Annotated in this window: 13 protein-coding genes; 3 read left to right on the top strand and 10 right to left on the bottom strand. The window is 55.0% G+C overall.

Annotated elements, in window-relative coordinates; all coding sequences use genetic code 11:
- Window positions 1-46: 46 nt before the first annotated feature.
- From AC2IBB_RS03835 to AC2IBB_RS03860, 6 genes are all read right to left on the bottom strand, one after another.
- Window positions 47-490, bottom strand: a complete 444-nt coding sequence (locus AC2IBB_RS03835; RefSeq protein WP_486331591.1) for a DUF7919 family protein — start codon at window positions 488-490, stop codon at window positions 47-49.
- 141 nt (window positions 491-631) lie between these two features.
- Entirely contained in the window at window positions 632-1045 is a 414-nt protein-coding gene (locus AC2IBB_RS03840; RefSeq protein ID WP_486331592.1) for a hypothetical protein, read from the bottom strand.
- A gap of 5 nt (window positions 1046-1050) precedes the next feature.
- A complete protein-coding gene (locus tag AC2IBB_RS03845; RefSeq protein WP_486331593.1) occupies window positions 1051-1422 on the bottom strand; it encodes a hypothetical protein in 372 nt (123 codons plus the stop codon).
- 16 nt (window positions 1423-1438) lie between these two features.
- Window positions 1439-5743, bottom strand: coding sequence for an RHS repeat-associated core domain-containing protein (locus tag AC2IBB_RS03850; RefSeq protein WP_486331594.1), 4305 nt, complete (start codon window positions 5741-5743; stop codon window positions 1439-1441).
- A gap of 221 nt (window positions 5744-5964) precedes the next feature.
- Window positions 5965-6510, bottom strand: a complete 546-nt coding sequence (locus AC2IBB_RS03855; RefSeq protein WP_486331595.1) for a hypothetical protein — start codon at window positions 6508-6510, stop codon at window positions 5965-5967.
- A gap of 47 nt (window positions 6511-6557) precedes the next feature.
- Window positions 6558-7460 (bottom strand): diguanylate cyclase domain-containing protein, encoded by a 903-nt coding sequence (locus AC2IBB_RS03860; RefSeq protein WP_486331596.1) that lies wholly within the window; start codon window positions 7458-7460, stop codon window positions 6558-6560.
- Window positions 7461-7679: 219 nt separating this feature from the next.
- Here AC2IBB_RS03860 and AC2IBB_RS03865 point away from each other — a divergent pair, with 219 nt between their 5' ends.
- Both AC2IBB_RS03865 and AC2IBB_RS03870 read left to right on the top strand, forming a co-directional pair.
- On the top strand, window positions 7680-8207 hold the full coding sequence (locus AC2IBB_RS03865; protein WP_486331597.1) for a GNAT family N-acetyltransferase: 528 nt from the start codon (window positions 7680-7682) through the stop codon (window positions 8205-8207).
- 17 nt (window positions 8208-8224) lie between these two features.
- The gene (locus tag AC2IBB_RS03870) at window positions 8225-8446 is read left to right on the top strand and encodes a hypothetical protein (RefSeq protein ID WP_486331598.1); all 222 of its coding nucleotides are present in this window, start codon (window positions 8225-8227) and stop codon (window positions 8444-8446) included.
- 110 nt (window positions 8447-8556) lie between these two features.
- Here the strand turns inward: AC2IBB_RS03870 and malK are convergent, their stop codons facing one another.
- From malK to malT, 3 genes are all read right to left on the bottom strand, one after another.
- Entirely contained in the window at window positions 8557-9672 is a 1116-nt protein-coding gene (malK, locus tag AC2IBB_RS03875) for a maltose/maltodextrin ABC transporter ATP-binding protein MalK (protein ID WP_486331599.1), read from the bottom strand.
- Window positions 9673-9706: 34 nt separating this feature from the next.
- On the bottom strand, window positions 9707-11329 hold the full coding sequence (locus tag AC2IBB_RS03880) for an alpha-glucosidase family protein (protein WP_486331600.1): 1623 nt from the start codon (window positions 11327-11329) through the stop codon (window positions 9707-9709).
- A gap of 199 nt (window positions 11330-11528) precedes the next feature.
- A complete protein-coding gene (gene malT, locus AC2IBB_RS03885; RefSeq protein WP_486331601.1) occupies window positions 11529-14285 on the bottom strand; it encodes an HTH-type transcriptional regulator MalT in 2757 nt (918 codons plus the stop codon).
- Window positions 14286-14754: 469 nt separating this feature from the next.
- Here malT and AC2IBB_RS03890 point away from each other — a divergent pair, with 469 nt between their 5' ends.
- Complete coding sequence (locus AC2IBB_RS03890) at window positions 14755-15756, top strand: DMT family transporter (protein WP_486331602.1); 1002 nt, start codon at window positions 14755-14757, stop codon at window positions 15754-15756.
- Here AC2IBB_RS03890 and AC2IBB_RS03895 read toward each other — a convergent pair.
- Window positions 15664-16992, bottom strand: coding sequence for an SLC13 family permease (locus AC2IBB_RS03895; RefSeq protein WP_486331603.1), 1329 nt, complete (start codon window positions 16990-16992; stop codon window positions 15664-15666). The genes AC2IBB_RS03890 and AC2IBB_RS03895 overlap by 93 nt on opposite strands.
- Window positions 16993-17086 lie beyond the last annotated feature (94 nt).

A 17086-nucleotide genomic window follows, 5' to 3' on the forward strand; every position in this document is an offset into this window, starting at 1 on the left:
GGAAGGCGAATACCCTAAGCTGCTAAGTGCTATCCGTATCACAGAATTATTGGCGCCAGAAACGCCACCACTTTTTCACAGGCCCATGGGGAATACAACTGACCTCACTACGCCATTCAAAGCCCTTTCTGTCCTGATTTCTCGCAGCGCAACTTCCATCCCGGCAGGATAACGACGCCTCGGAGCGCCAGTGCAGGAGTAAATCCTCTACAAACTGAGGAGGTAATTGATAGTCATGGGCGTTTATATAATGAAAAACCGCCAAAGGCAGAACATAGCGAATATCGCCTATCTCAACCCAGAACTCCCCGTGGAACCTCTCGTCAGCATCACACATCTCACACGCATGTTTGCCCAACTCACCATCATGGGCAAAATGACATTGCCAGAAATGCTGCAGAATCTCCAACACGAAATCAGGATTGGGTCCAATACTCGGAACAGAATCCCCCAACCAGCCAATCGTCCGAACGTTTGAGTCGCCGTGCATTTCGGGGCAGTAAGCGTAATGGTGGAAATCTGGGATTTTAATAGGCGGAGTAGTGCAGGGGCAGTTTTGGGATAGTTTATATGGAGTATTTCAGATCACTCTTAGTGACTGAATGATAATACTCGCTGCATCAGAGATGCCTTAGTCTCCAATTTCTATTTCTGTTATGGCTGACTTAATGACGTCAATATCCCCTGTTACAGGGTTTCTGGCCGAAGCCTGGTACTGTATCGAAATGCTTCCGGACTCAGGTAGATTGAAGTACTCATTTAGAACAAGGCTGCCCCTGTATGAACTATGAGGCTTGATTTCTATATAGTCATCAGGAAACGAAGACGGCTTTATTTTTATATTTATCCTTCTTTTTATCTCTTTTCCTTCTGCATTTAATGACAAGCATGAAATTGTGTATATGCCATTATGGAAGGTAAGCTTTTTGTCCAGGAAGTAGCTTGTTTCTCCTATGTTACTAAAAATGACAGTGATGCTTAGAATTCCATTGGTGCTGTTTGTGATTATACTGGCTTCTGCTTTTTGACTATTTGAGCTTTGCATTGTTTTTATTTGAATGCATTAAGATTTGTTTTTCTTTTTATCCAGCTTGCTAATTGAGATGATATTTCATATCTTTTGGAGAAAACATGTATTTCGAAATCATTTTTTTCTTTTATTTCTTTTTCAAGGTCTGAAGGCAGTAACGAGTCTGTGTAGCTTACATAATCAAGCCCATATAATGCATTAGGGGTGTCTTGAGGGGCTCCGTATAGGGCAACTCTAAAATTACTATCCTCTGCAATAAAGGAGATAACGTCATCTCTTTGAATCTCTTTGAATTCTATAAAGTTAAACGTATTTTTTATCTTTTCAAAAACTGTATGTATTTCGAACTCTGGTTCAATACATATCATTCCTATAAATCCAGGGTGTTTCACTTGTGGCTCCAGATAGTTATTGGCTGTCTATGAAAGAGGGAGTGTCTCCGTCTTTCATGTTTTTTGATATTTCTTCACTATTCCATATTCTAAAATCTATTTTTTCCTCCGTTCTAAATCCAGTTGGGTCATCGTGTTCATTTTTGTATGATCTATTTTTTATCGATTGACCTTTCGGATACTTGCTTTTTAATTGAAGGTTTAGATCGTCTATGTCACTTATTAAATCATCAGAAGCTAAAGACCTCAGTCCTTGCCATCTATTGCGATTACTTCTCATTGCGTCACTAACAACAAAAAAGTCGACATCCCAACCCTGCTCATCTGTATAGGGTTTATCATTTTTGAAAGCAACGCTTTCATCGAATTTTACTCTCTGCTTCGCCTGGCCCAGCTTGTGTGGTCCTTTCATACCTGTGGTCATACTTCCTCTAAAGCCAACTTTGGCGCTAGGGTCCATTTCTTTGACTTTTGCAATGATTGATTTTAGCGCAGGCATTTGCGCTATATCTTCCATGATCAGCTTAGCCCTTTGTTGAGCTGATAACATGGCGTTATTCTTTATATCCAACTCTCGCAGGTAGTTAAACTCAGCTGCACGCTGTGCGATATTTTCAGCACTGTAAACACTGTCCTTGAGTGCAGGAGAAGTCGGAGGACAATCTCCCGGCTTCGCCGTCAACCCCAACGGGTCAACCCATCCCACCGGATTTGGCGCATATTGGTAGGCATTGGCGCCGCCCAGGAGGCCGATGGGGTCTTGGTTGATGAAGCGGCCGCTTTGGGGATCATAGTACCGGTGGCGGTTGTAATGGAAGCCGGTTTCTTCGTCAAAGTATTGCCCCTGGAAGCGTAGCGGGTTGTGGACGCTTTCTACGTCTTGTAACGCCAGGGCGCCGTAGGCTTTGTAGCGGGCGGACCAGACCAGGGTTCCTTCGGCGTCAGTCATTTCCTGGGGCGTGCCCAGGTGATCCAGGTGGTAGTGATAGACTTTTTCGTCCTGGATGAACGCCAGCGGGCGGAATGAGTCGGGTTCGTAGATATATAGCTTGCGCAGGTGCTGTCGTTGTTCGGACAGCAGCACGTCGCCGTTCCACAGGAATTCCGTCTGCCCGAAGGCGTCCTGTTTTGAGATACGGCGGCCCAGGGCGTCGTAACGGTATTCGGTGCGCTGCCCGTCTTTCTCCACCGCGATCAGCTGGTTCTGCTTGTTGTAGAGGTAGCGGGTTTCCAGTTTGCCGCCTTTGCCGCGACGTTCGCGGATCAGGTTGCCGGCGTCGTCATAGTCAAAGTGGCGGTCGCCATGGAATTGCAGGCGGTTGCCTTTTTTCACCGCGCTATCGCTTTCTCCGCTCAGGATGTTGCCCGCCGGGTCGAAGTCGAACTGCTCGTTGCAGTAACTCTCCACCTGCTTGAGACGGTCCAGGGCGTCGTAATGGTAGCGTGTCGCGCCTTTTTGCAGATCGTCGATCAACGCCAGATTGCCATGGTGGTCGTACTGATAATGACGGTCGATCAGTTGCGTTTTGTTGGCTTCATGGCCGACGCGATGGCGGCTCAGGCGGCCCATCAGGTCGTATTCGTACTGGGATTGCAGTGCGCCCTGCTGGCGTGTGATTTCCCGCCCCTGCTCATCCCGGGTGATTTGCGTCAGCAGGTTGTCGTTGTAGCGGGCTTCGCTGAACAGGCCATGCTGATCGTAGGCGAAGTTAAGCCGGGTTCCGTCCGCTAACTGGGTTTGCGTGCGCAGGCCCAGGGGATCGTAATCATGGCGCAGCACATGCTGGTCCTGACGCTCTTCCGTTAACTGCCCCAGGGCGTTGTAGGCGAAGCGCAATTGTCGGTGAGGGTTGCTCGCCTCAGTGAGCCGTCCCGCCACATCGTAGTGGAACTGGCTGACCTCGCCGTCCGGGCTGTGTTTTTCCCGCAGCCGGCCCAACGGGTCGCGGCTGAAGCGGGTGGTGTTGGCCTGTTCCGACGGCAGGTCGATGTGGACGCCTTCCAGATGAGAGACCAAATGCCCGGCGCGGTTGTACTGGTATTCCTGAATCCGCCCATCGAAGCCGATTTCCCGAATGAGGCGTTCATTGCGGTCGTAGCCCAGTTTGTAGCGCTCGCCCTTTTCATTGATCAGACCGATCAGGTTGCGTTCTTTGTCGTACAGGTATTCAAACACCTGTCCGTTGGGGTCGATCTTTTTGCGCACCTGGGACAGGCCGTCGTATACGTATTCCGTACAGCGACCGGCGGCGTCGATAAAGTGGGTCAGTTGACTGTTGGCGTTGTAGCGCAACTGCACGGCGGAGCCGTCCGGATGCTGTACGCGAGTGACGTTGCCGAGCAGGTCGTATTCGTATTCGGTTGTGCGCTGGTCCGCGTCCACAACCGCGCTAATATCGCCGTCTTCGTTCAGCAGGTACTCGGTGCGGCGGCCGTTGACGCTCTCGCTGACTAATTGCGCCAGCGCATTCCAGACGAAGGTTTTTTCGTTGCCGGCGGCGTCGGTGATGGTCTGCGGCAGGCCGCGTTCGTTATAGGCGTAGTGGGCCTGGTTGCCCAGGGGATCGGTGACGCAGGTCAGCAGCCCTTGGCCGTTGTACTCGCGACGCCAGCTGTGGCCCAGGGGATTGATCATCTCCACGGGCTGGCCGCGGTGGTTGTAGCGGATTTTGTAAGACGCGCCAGTGGCGTCGGTCAGTTGCGTCAGTAATCCCTGCTCGTCGTAGACGTAACGGGTGACGCCGCCTTCCGGGTCAATGTGCTCGATCAACTGGCCCTGTTTGTTGTAGGCCATGCGCGTGACCCCGCCTTCGGGATCGATTTCCTTAATGATCTTGCCGCGGTGGTCGTAGTAGTAAGTGGTTTTGCCGCCGTTGCTGTCGAAGGCGTGGGAGACTTTATTGGCGATATCCCATTCAAAACGGTAATCGTAAATGCCGCGATCGCCCCACTGACGCAGACACTTGCCGCTCGGGCTGTACTGACTCCATTCGAAATAGAAGCTGAAGCCGGTCTTCAGAGTGCGGCGGGTGATGACGTGATGGCGGTAGGCGTAGGTTTCGCTGGCGCCGGCTCGATCTGCGGCGCGAATCAGGTCCTGCTGCTCGTCATAGTCGTAGGTGGCCAAGGTAACGACGGCGCCGTTGGACTGGATCGACTGGATTTCGCACATCAGCCCCTGGGCGTTATGCAGAATATGCAGGCGCGGTCCCCAACTGGCTTGCAGGATGGTGATGGGACGCGCATAACCTTCCACGTCCTGCCAGTAAGCAATGTCGATGCGATTGCCCAGGGCGTCCACCAGGGCTTCCAGGCGGTAGGCGCCGTTGCCGCCGACAAAGACTTTATCCGGTTGTCCCATCTGCTGCAGCGCGTAGGTGTTCTCGTCCAATCGGTGCAGGGTCATGCGCTCCGCCGCGTTGCGGCTGGACTGTTCGATCAGGGGACGCGGGAAGTCGATATAACGGCCTTCGTCGGTGGTGAAGGTGATGCGGCCGTTGTCCTCTTCCAGGGTCTGACACAACAGGTGCGTCCAGCCCACGCCCAGGCCGCGCTGATGGTTGTTGGACGACTTGTAGGTGCGCTTCCATGCTAAAGGCATGGGACCAGGTAAGGTGAAGTCCACCAGATCCAGCAGCTCCTCGCCGGTGATCATGCTCACAGGATCGCCGCTGACGCAGGCTTCGTCGTTGGCGGTTTGCGTGTCGCCATTGTCGTTGTGGCCGCTGGCGTCGCTGACGGACGTCTCTTCAGGACTGGGCGCTGACGAAGCAGGAGGCGGCGGCGCGCCGTAGCTGGTTTTTGGGCTCTTTTCACTGGCCCAGCCTACATTGCCGTTGAACGACGGATGGCTTTCCGCCATGGGATTGGAGGCGGCCGCGCCCCCTGCGGCGGTCCCCGCCGGACGTTTCGGCGACGGCGTTTTCACCGGCTTCAGGCGATTCAGCAACTGGGTGGCGACGTGGGTGTTGGACTGCCCCGGCGTCAGCGTTTTGTCTTTCTCAATAATCAGTGGATGGAAAGGTTTTTCCGCGCTATCCACCACCAGCAGCACATTGCCATGGCGCGCTTCGCGAATCAGGGTGTTGCGCCAGCTATTGAACGCCGCTGCGGTGCGGCCGGGAAACTTGTTGGAGGTGGACTGGAAATGACTTCCCTGCAGCGAGGCGATAAAGGCGTCGAAATCTTTACCGCGCCCGTCTCCGTCGTTCAGACACTTCTCGATATAGCCAATGGCGGTGGTGGGCGACTCAATGCGCGTCAGCTCATCGGCGACGATATCCAAGTGATGTTTGACTTGGAAGCGACGGGGGTAATGCATGCAGGAAACATCCCTTGTTAGAGGCCGCTTCTGGACGTACGAAGGCTCAGGTAAATCGGGGTCGGGGAACCTGAATTGCTATGAGAAGAGGCCGGGTTACAAACAGAAATAATATTGGCGTTATTGTATTTGTGTCTGTTTTTTGATCAATCGTCCTTTAGGACTAACACCCATCATGAAAAAGGAGAAAATAGCGCTGTAGAGTGCGGGGATTTAAATGTTTAAAACAGGTCGATCTCTCCATCGTCTTCGTTTTGCTGAGCCATTTCATCCAGATAGTTGGCTTTGAAGTGAGCCAGCGCGGTTTCAATGGCGACGCCGTTGAGAATCATATCGAACATCTCTCTCTCACAGGCCATGGTGTAGCGGCCTTTGAGATCCTGTTGCAGGTTTTTCCATTCTTCCGGCTTGTCCAGACGTTCGCGCGTCTGCAGGAGTCCGCCCAGTTCGCCGAGGCTTTCCTTTACGTGGCTAAGGCGTTGCGCCAGGCGGTCGAAAAACTGGAAGTCGACCACGGCGTTATGGACGTCTTTTCTCAGTCCGTCCAATTGCAGTTTCAGTTCATTGGCCTGTGTAGAGGGATCGGGGGCGGCGTTGACGGTTTCCACAATGGTAGTGAAGGACTGAGTCAGGCGGCTGAATGACTTCTCGCTTTCCAAAATGGAGGCTTCGATTTGCGCCACCGCCAGCGTGAGCATGGTGATGGTTTCGTTGATGTGCAGCCACTGTTCTTCGCTCAGTTCCATAGGTGTTTCTGCCTTGCTCATCCGTTTGCCTCTATTGTTTGTTCTGATCTTACGCCCTGTTTCGCCTGTCAGATTTCCACCACCGTCACCCGGTCGCCCTGAGCGCCGGCTTTGATCAGGCCCTGGCGGGCGCGGTTAAGGACACTTTCCGGGCGCTCATCCAATAATTGATTCTGTGTAATGCCAATACTGACTGTAAATGGCGGCCGAATGCTGGGGTGACGATCCACCAGCGCAGAGAGTTTACTGCGTAGTCTCTCTGCGGCGAGTCCGGCCTGGCGCAAGTCTGTCTCCGGCATCAGAACGGCGAATTCGTTTTCGCCGATACGACCAAGCGTGTCTTCGCGGCGGAATACGGCTTTGCAGGTCGCGCCGATCAGCGCCAGCATTTGCTGACTTTGCTCTGAGTCACGCGTGAGGGATGCGTTGAACTGGTCAACTTGAAAAGTGAGAAGCGAGAACAGTGAGTGATGCCGGTAAGCGCGCCGCCACTCTTTGTCCAGTCCATCAAGGAAATTATCTTTATTGGAGAGCAGCGTGGTTTCGTCCTTGCCGGCGGCTTTGGAGAAATGCTCTTCCAGTTTTACGTAGGCGCTGATATCCCGCTGTATGGCGGCGAAATGGCTGACCGAGCCGCTTTTGTCCAATAAGGGCATTATGCTGATTTCGATCCAATACTGACCGCCGTCTTTGCGATAGTTCAGCAGCCGGCAACGCACTTGTGATTTTTCCTGCAGGGCGCGACGAATGCGTCGGCAGGCGCTTGCATCCGTGAGTGGACCCTGCAGCATTCTAGGAGTGGAACCGATCAGTTCGTCTCTGCTGTATCCGGACAATTCCTCCATGGCGCTGTTGGCGTAAACGATTTCTGGGCCGGGATCGTCCAGGGGCGAGGCTTTGGTGACCAATACGCCATCAGCGGCGTTCTCTACGATATCTTGAAAACCGAACTCTTGTTCCAGTGCGTTCATTGCTGTCCCAATTGCAGGTGTTCCACTTTTAAGTCTAGTTAAATCTGTCTGTTATCACTCACTTTTAGGAAATATGTTTATAAATCAATTTGTTGATATATCTATAATAAATAACTGACTTAACCCAGGATGCATATAATTAATTAACTTCATTCAAGTGTAGTAGAAAGCTGAATAAAGCCATTATCTGTACAGACTCTATGGAAAGACGCGAAACCTATGCAAAGTATTGAGATTAAAGCGCCGCTTACGCTGATGACGGAGCGCTTAAGGTTGCGCCAGTTCACGGAAGCGGACTTGCCGGATTACGCCAGGATGCTGGCTGACGACGAAGTGATGCGGTACATGGCGAACGGCCAGGGATATGATTTGGATGCAGCCTGGAAAAGCCTCGCGCTGATGCTCGGGCATTGGCGTTTGCGGGGATACGGTTTGTGGGCGTTGGAGGAGATTGAGAGCGGGCGTTTGCTGGGCCGCGCGGGACTCTATTATCCGCAGGGATGGCCGGGCATGGAGATCGGCTGGTTATTGCGCCGCGCCTCTTGGGGGCAGGGGTATGCCTATGAAGCGGCGCAAGCGATCAGGGACGTGGCGTACTCCCATGTGGGCGCGTCCTCTCTGGTCAGCCTGATCCACCCAATGAACGCCCGCTCGCGGCGCGTGGCGGAGAAGTTGGGCGGGAAAGCCTGTAAAAAGCTGGAAATCCAGCAAAAGCAGGTGTTGCTTTATTCCATTCCAAGATCCTGATGGGCTGAGGAGAGGTAATGTCGAAGAAAACAGGGCGGAGCAAACCGGCTGAGTTAGTCAAGGCGGGGTGCGGCGTGCGCTTCGACCCGGAGCAACTGGATGAAGAGACGGGGTTTGATTTTTCCGGGGCCGCCGACTTGCTCAAGGAGCAGGTGGCGTTGGAGGCTGGCGACGACCCTCCGGAAACACATACCGCAGACGAAAAAAACCCGGCGAAGGCCGGGCAAAGCGCTGAGTAAACACTCAGGGTCGAGGTGCTTACATAGACGGAGTGGGCGACACAGGAATCGCTTAATCCGTCGCATCACTGCGGTCGCAGTAATTCTTTGGCGTTTGTTCCTGTGTGCGCCTACAGCTCTACGCCGGGCTCCACATAAAGACGTGGACAGGCGCTGCCGTCTTCTTTGAACAGATGACAGTTGTGCGCCTTAAGTCCCAAAGCAATCGGGTTGTTTTCCCGCACGGGATTGGCGCCTGGCGTGCGCAAGGTCAGGGTGCTGTCGAAGCCTTCTACGTCGGCGTGCACCAGAGTCTGATAGCCGAGGCGCTCAACCACATTGACCACGCCGTTGAGAATGACTTCGCCTTCTTCCGCGCTGACGAAATGCTCGGGGCGGATACCCAGGGTCGCTTTATCTCCGGTTTTCAGTCCCGCCCCATTGACCGGGACGACAACGTCGATGGCTCCGGGCAGGGAGACTTTGACGGACTGAGCGCCAGCTTCCAACACCGTGCAGGTGACGAAGTTCATTTTGGGCGAGCCGATAAACCCGGCGACAAATTTGTTGGAAGGGTAGTGGTACAGCTCCAGTGGTTTGCCGACCTGCGCAATGCGTCCGTGATCCAGCGCGACGATTTTGTCCGCCATGGTCATGGCTTCCACTTGGTCGTGGGTGACGTAGATCATGGTGCTCTGCAAACGTTTGTGCAGCTTGGATATCTCAATACGCATCTGTACGCGCAGAGCGGCGTCGAGGTTGGAGAGCGGCTCGTCGAACAGGAACACCTTGGGCTCGCGCACCATGGTCCGGCCAATGGCCACCCGCTGACGCTGTCCGCCAGACAGGTCTTTCGGCTTGCGTTGCAGCAGGTGCTCCAATTGCAGAATGCGCGCAGCGTTTTCCACACGCTTGTCGATCTCGGGCTTGGCGGTCTTCGCCAGTTTCAAACCGAACGCCATGTTTTCCGCCACGTTCATGTGGGGATAAAGGGCGTAGGATTGGAATACCATGCCCACTTCGCGTTGCATGGGCGCCTTTTCGTTCATGCGCTCTTCGCCGATGAACAGGTCGCCGGAGGTGATTTCCTCCAGACCCGCGATCATGCGCAGCAAGGTGGACTTACCGCAGCCGGACGGACCGACGAAGACGACGAATTCGCCGTCCTCGATATCCAGATTGATGTCTTTGGATATTTCTACCGTGTCATAACTTTTGCAGACATTTCTTAGCGTGACGCTGGCCATGGCTGGACCCTCTTAACTTGATTGCCGGCGTTGCTTACGCCAGCTGACAAATACCGATTCCGTAAGCGGGAAGGTGGACGCGGGCGTCGCTCCATTCCGCGTTAAGTACGCTGAGTTCGCTCACTACCGTTTTGGCGCCGGCGGGCAGCTCAATGTCCACGCTTTGCCCGGACAGATTCAACGCCACCATCATGCGTTCGCCGTTATGGCTGCGCTCGTAGAGAAGCGTGTCCGACGGGCTTGGCAGGAAGCGGACGTCGCCTTTATGCAGTACAGGTTGCGCTTTGCGCCAATGCAGGAATTCACGATAGATGTGCAGCAGCGAATCTTCCGCATCTTCTTGCTCAGCCACCGCCGCGGCGACATGTTCTGGATACACCGGCAGCCAGGGCTTTCCACTCGTGAAGCCTGCATGCTCTTGCTCCGCTCTCCAGGGCATGGGCGTGCGGCAGCCATCGCGACCTTTATATTCCGGCCAGAAGGCGATGCCGTAGGGATCGACCAGATCCTCATACTCCAGTTCCGCTTCCACCAGACCGAGTTCTTCACCCTGATAGAGGCAGACGCTGCCGCGCAGAGTCAGCAGCATCGTCATGAAGACTTTGTTCAACGCCAGCGGCGCTTCCTGTCCGCACCAGCGCGTGGCGACGCGGGCGACATCGTGGTTGCCGATCGCCCAGCAAGGCCAGCCATCCACCAGTTTTGACTCGATGGTTTCTACAGTCTTGCGCAGAAACTTGGCGTCGCACTGTTCGGTCAGGAAATCGAAGGAGTACGCCATGTGCAACTTGTCGCCGTCGGAGGTGTAAGCGGCCATGGTGTCCAGGGAGTTGTCGTCGCCGATTTCGCCCACGGTGGTTGTACCCGGGTATTTCTCTAACAGGGCGCGCACCCGTTGCAGGAACGGCAGGTTCTCAGGTTGTGTTTTGTCGTAAAGATGACGCTGATAGGCGTAGGGGTTTTCTTTACGCACGCCGATAGAGCCTTCCGCCACCTCGGTGTTGGCTGGGTTATCCCGCAGCAGCTTATCGTGATAGCAGAAGTTGATGGCGTCGAGACGGAAGCCGTCCACGCCTCTTTGCAGCCAGAACTCGACATCGCTGAGCACTTGTTCAACCACGTCAGGATTGTGGAAGTTCAGGTCAGGCTGGCTGGTCAGGAAGTTGTGCAAATAGTACTGACGACGACGGCTGTCCCACGCCCAGGCGGAACCGCCAAACACGGATACCCAGTTGTTCGGTGGCGTGCCATCGGGTTTCGCTTCCGCCCACACATACCAGTCCGCTTTTGCATTGTTGCGACTGCTGCGGCTTTCCTTGAACCAGGCGTGCTGGTCGGAAGTGTGGCTGAGCACCTGGTCAATGATGATTTTCAGGCCGCGCTTGTGTGCTTCCGCCACCATCGTCTCGAAATCTTCCAGGGTTCCGAAAATAGGATCGACGTTGCGATAGTCGGAAACGTCGTAACCAAAATCCTTCATGGGGGAAGTGAAGAAAGGAGACAACCAGATGGCGTCCACTCCCAGGCTGGCGACATAGTCCAGCTTTGCGGTGACGCCCGGCAGGTCGCCGATGCCGTCGCCGTTGGAATCAAAAAAACTACGGGGATAAATTTGGTAGATGACTGCGCCGCGCCACCAATCACGATCAACCTGCATGTCGCCTCTCTTAACAACTCCAAACCAGGTAACGCACTTGCACCCACAGAAAAGTGGAAGACGTTGTTATTTTTACAGTTATGGAGATGGTGCCTGCGGCGAACCGGCCGAACATCCTCCCTCCCTCTTTTTTCTTGGCGTAGTAGTGGGGATGAGGGGGGAGGAGGAGGCGGAGGGTGGGTATGAGGGGGAGCTGCGCTCACTCCCCCTGTATCTTACTCAACAGATCCCGCGCCAGATTGATGGCTTCGGAGCGGTGGGTGATGTTCTGCTTCTGGTAGAGGCTGCGGATGTGGGTTTTCACGGTGGTGGGAGCCACTTTCATGTGCTCGGCGATCTGGTCGTTGGACAGACCTGCATGGATAAGGCTGAGCACTTGCCACTCCCGGCGGGTGAGGGGAGAGGTGCGGATGAGTTCCGGCACGTCAGGGCGGTCGATAATATCCTGGATGATGGCTTCGTCCAGCGAAATGCGAATCGCGCGGCTGAAGTCCCGTTGTTGTTGCGCCAGTTGGATCAGGCGTTCCGCCCGCTGTTTTTCCATCTCATCCAACTGCTCTTCGCTGATCAAGGCTTTGAGAATGTTGATCAGCACCTTGCCGATGCGCAGGAAACTGCCCACCGCGCCGGTGGTGCTGGCGAGTTTGAGTGCAATGGCCATGTGGCGCAGGGCGTCTTCACGTTGCTCGTTGAGCCAGTAAAGCTGCGATAAATGGATATGGTTGCGGTTGATATCGGTTTTCAGGCCAAACTGCTCCGCCATGCTTTGGATGCCTTCCAACAGCGGCAGCGCCTTGTCGAAATCTCCCAGACTGACGTAGGCCCGCGCCCAGTTGCGGATATTGCATTGGGTAAAGTGGTTGGTGGCCTGTTCCGGCGTGGGCTCCGGCGCCGCGGTCAACCAGCGTTGAATGGATTCTTTATCGCGCACCGCGTCCCAATAAGAGAGCATGGCGGCGTGCGCGTTGGCGGTCCAGTCGATATGGTATTCGCCGGAGGCCAGCATCTTGTGAATCTTCTGCACGTAGTCAGCGCATAACGACTGACGCCCCCGCGCCTGGGCGATCTTCGCCAGCATCACGTAACTTTGGATGAACCAGCGCTCACCCTGGCTTTCCAGAATCTCGATGCCTTTTAGTGCGCATCGCTCCGCGCTTTCCAGGTGGTGCCACTCCCACATGATCTGACTGCGTATGCGGTACAGGAACTCCAGAATGGGCAGACGCTCCAGGCTGTGGTCTTCCGCATATTGCAGCGCCTTCTCCTGGATGTTGTAGGCTTTCTGCAGATAGCCCTGGGCGACGCTGATCTCTGATTGCTGACACAAGGCCCAAATCACGTTCTGGTGCGCATGTTCCGCCAACGCCAGTTGTTCTGTGTCCTGCATGCGGCTAATGGCTTCCTTGAGGTGGCCCTGCACAAACAAGGATTCGCCAATAACCGAAGACGCCGCGGTGCGAGAGGTGGGCAGATACACAGGATCATGGGCCAGCGCGGATTTTGCGAAGGTTTGCGCCCGCTCCGCGTCCCCAACGTTCATGGCCACCTGGGCGCGTACGGCGTTGAATTCTCCGGTAATGGCTTCCCATTCTTCTTCGCTGCAGTGGGTTTTCAAATGCTGCTCCGCCGCTTTCAGCCAGGATTCCACTTCAGACCATTGGTACTGGCCTTGCGCCACCCAGGCGCGCAGCAGGGTGAGAATAGGGTGATCGGCGATGACTTCTTTATTCAGCGCGTCGAAACAGCGTTGCAGCAGGTTGAACTGGCCTTCGGTGAAAAAGTCGCGTCCGCAGCTCAGTAGGATGTTCTTAATGCGCTGCTGGTCTTTGGCCAGTACTGCGTGACGGGCGGCGTCCTCGAAAAAGCCCATCTCACGCCAAGCGTCGCTGGCGCGCTGGTGGAGCTGGGCGGTTTCGTCTGGCAGCACGCAGACTTGCATATGCCTCAGGTAAGCGGAAAACAACGGATGATAACGAAACCACAGGCCGCTGCTGTCCAGCGGCACGATGAATAATCCCAGGTTCAATAGCGAGTTCAACAGGAACTGGCCATCCTGTTGTTGCGCCAGGCGCATGACCATCAGCGCGTTGAAACGCTCCAGCACGCTGGTGCGCAGCAGGAACAGGCGCTGCTCGTTGTCGATGCTGGTGCGGGTCAGTTCGTCAAAGTAGTCGAATATATAGTGGTTGCCGCTGTGTAATTGCTCCACATACTCGTTGAATTCCACCCCAGTGGAGGCGGTCGCCGCCAATAGCTGCAAGGCCGATACCCAGCCCTCGACGCGGCGGTTGGCGCGTTCGATGCTTTCCCGGGACACTTCAAATCGCAGGCGTTGCTCAAAATACGCCTGCGCCTCGTCGGCGCTGAAGGAAAGGTCCTTGGCGGTGATTTCCAGCATCCGCCCCTGCATGCGTAGCTGCGCTACGCCAATAGGCGGCGTGGTGCGGGACAATAACACCAGGGTGATATAAGGAGGCAGGTGACGCAGCAGGAACATCACTCCGCTGTGGATCTCTGGATTGCTGATCAGGTGGTAGTCATCTAGAACCAGATGTAAAGGATCCCCTTCCAAAGGCAGTTCAGACAGCAGGTCTGTGAGAAACGTCTGCAAGGTCGGATAGCCTTGTTGGTTCAGGGTGCGCAGGGTTTCCGGACAGGCGCCTCGGGTGGCCTCATTCAGTGAATGGGCGACATAGAAAGCGAATTGTTCGCTCAGATTATCCTGGGCGTCGAGGCGGAACCAGGCGGCGTTGGCGCCCAGCGCGCTCAAGCGGTCGTCGATCATTGTGGTTTTGCCGTAACCCGCAGGAGCCTGCACCAGAGTCAGGTTGACCGGGTCGATCTCGTGCAACAGATCGTCGAACTTTTCCCGCTCCAACAGATGCGCAGGCCTCGGCGGCGGCAGTATCTTGGCTTTTATCAAAGTTAAAGACTCGGGCTTTATTGTAGTTGTCATCGGCGACCCTAATTATGTTTCAGCGCTAATGTCGTCCATTATTGGCCGGTTCATACGCCGGTCATGAATTTTTGGTTATATGGAGTCTTGGCTCCCTGGACGCAGTTACATCAGACTTTAGCAAATATCGCTTCGGAAAGTCAGCGTCCGTTCACCGTATACGCCCCGGCGGCGGGCGCTTATGTGGTTATTGCGTATTGTCGGTATAAGGCCGGAAGACCACCATACGCGGATGTATACGACAGTGCGTTTTCATTATTTCACTTTGCCCGCAATGTCTTGCGCGTCCATTCTGCGATGTGCGCATGCGGCGGTGGTGAAATAGCGGGATCGTAACAGTTCTTGACGCCGCAGCGGTTCTTCCCCTGCGGCTTTTTTTTGCCCTCAGGGCCCGATCTAAATATCCCCGACTGCGATAGTTCTGTATTGGCGATGCGACTGTGTTTAAGGAAAGGCGCGGAGGTTGGCGGTGGTTATTCTTGCTTATGCGATGGTGATTTTGGTTTGGGCTACGACGCCTTTGGGAGTCGTATGGAGCAGTCAGTCTTTTCACCCGACGGTGGCGGTGGGCCTGCGCATGACGATCGCGGCGGTCGTCACCGGCGTCATCATTCGCTTGTATCGAATTCCTCTGCACTGGGACAGAGATTCGCTCTATAGCTACCTGTGCGGAACCATGGGGGTGTTTGGGGCGATGATGCTGACCTACTTCGCTTCGAAAACCGTGCCTTCCGGATTGATTTCCGTGATGTACGGGCTGTCGCCGATTATGTCCGGTTTGCTTGGCGTCTATCTGCTGGACGGCGCTCGCTTTCAGAAGAGCCAGTGGCTGGCGCTCGCCCTGGCCATAAGCGGCTTGGTGACGGTATTTGGCAAGGATCTGCACGCCACCGGCTCTATCGTGTTTGGCCTGATGCTGGTTTTGGGGGCTGTCATGCTGTTCAGCCTCAGCGGAGTGCTGCTGAAGAAGCAGAAAGCAACCCCGCATCCGCTGGCGCTGACCTTGGGTTCTATTCTGCTGGCGCTACCTGGCTACTTTATTCTTTGGGCGTTGATGGACGGAGAGACGCCTCACATTACACTGAATGATCGCGGCCTGTGGGCGGTAGTGTATCTAGCGTTGATTGGCTCGGTGTTGGGTTTCTTCTCCTATTATTACGTGCTGCAGAAGCTACAGCCTTCCACCGTCGCCATGGCGACGCTGGTGACGCCGGTATTGGCGCTGATGCTGGGGGTGACGCTGAATGATGAGACCATCCACCCCACGGTATTGCTGGGCGGCTGTCTTATTCTGGTTGGTCTGGCTTTGTATTTCGATCTGCCGCGCAAGGCGTTGCGCTGGTTGCGGCCTATTAGCGAACCAGCGGTGGTTTTGCCGTTAAGCAATGAAGAAAATAAATGTACTGATCAACAATGCGCAGGTGAGATTAAGATAAAAGCCCACTCTAACCATGGTTCTCTGGGGAACTAATCCGGTCCCGTGCACAATGGCGTTGGGGGGCGTCGCCACCGGAAGCATGAAGGCGCAGGAGGCGGCCACTCCGATGGTCAGGGCGGTCTGGCTGGGGCCTAACTGGCCCGTCGGCAACGCCAGAAAAATTGGAACCAGTAATGCGGCGGTGGCGGTGTTGCTGGACAGCTCGGTCAGAAAAATGACGAAGGCGGTAATCGCCAGCAGCAGTAAAAACGCAGGCCAGGCGGAGACCAGCGTCGCTAACGACTCTCCCAGCAACTGGCTGGCGCCTGAGCTTTTCAGCACGACGCTCAGGGTCAGCCCCCCTCCGAATAACAACAGCACGCCCCAGTCTGTTGTCGCGCTGATATCCTTCCAGTTGACGACCTTGGTGATGGTCAGTGCGGCCAGGGCGAGGATCGCAATCCAGCTATCCAAGTCCTTCTCTATGCCAATCAACTCCCCCAACGGCTTACTTAGTAGCCACATCGCGACTGTACCGATAAACACGCCAAGCAGCAGCATACGCTCGCGGGTCCAGGTGAAGTCGGCGGACATTGCGCTCTGGGCGCGCCCGCTGAGGTCCGGCTGCAAGGTTTTGCGGAGAATCAGCAACATGACCGGCCATAACATCAGTGTGATGGGCAGGCCCAGTTGAATCCAATCGCTGAACGTCATATTCAACTGGGCGGCGACAATGGCGTTGGGCGGACTGCCAACCAAGGTGGCGACGCCGCCAATACTGGCTGAGTATGCGACCGCCAGCAGTGCGAATACGCGCGGATTGTCCGGGCGGTCATCTTCCTGACTGAGCAGACCCAGCACCAGCGGCATCATGATCGCCGTGGTGGCGGTATTGCTGATCCACATAGACAGTAGAGCGCTGAGCGCGCACAGTAAAATCAATGCATGACTGATCTTCCCGCGAGTCAGACGCAGCACCTTGGCGGCGATGGCGCGATCTACTTGTTGCTTATGTAGCGCAGAAGCCAGCGCGAAACCGCCGAGGAACAGGAAAATAATCGGATTGGCGAATTCGCCGAATCCCTCTTTGACGGTTAATAATCCGAGCGTTACCGCCATGATGGGAATCAGCAGGGCGGTGACGGTGACGTGGAAGAGTTCAGTGATCCATAGCACTGCGGCGATCCAGAGTATGGAGAGCCCATGTCGGGCGTTGGCCGGCGCCTGTAGCAGCGTTTCCAGGCATAGCGGTCCCGCCGCCAGAATTATCCAGATCAGTTTTAGTCGCATGATTAATCAGCCGTTGCTTTCCTTGTACTGGCGTTTTGGTTGATGTAACGCCCAAAATGGGGTAATCATCGGTTTTTCATAGAGTAATTGACTT

This window comes from Hahella sp. NS-SX17 (assembly GCF_057367735.1).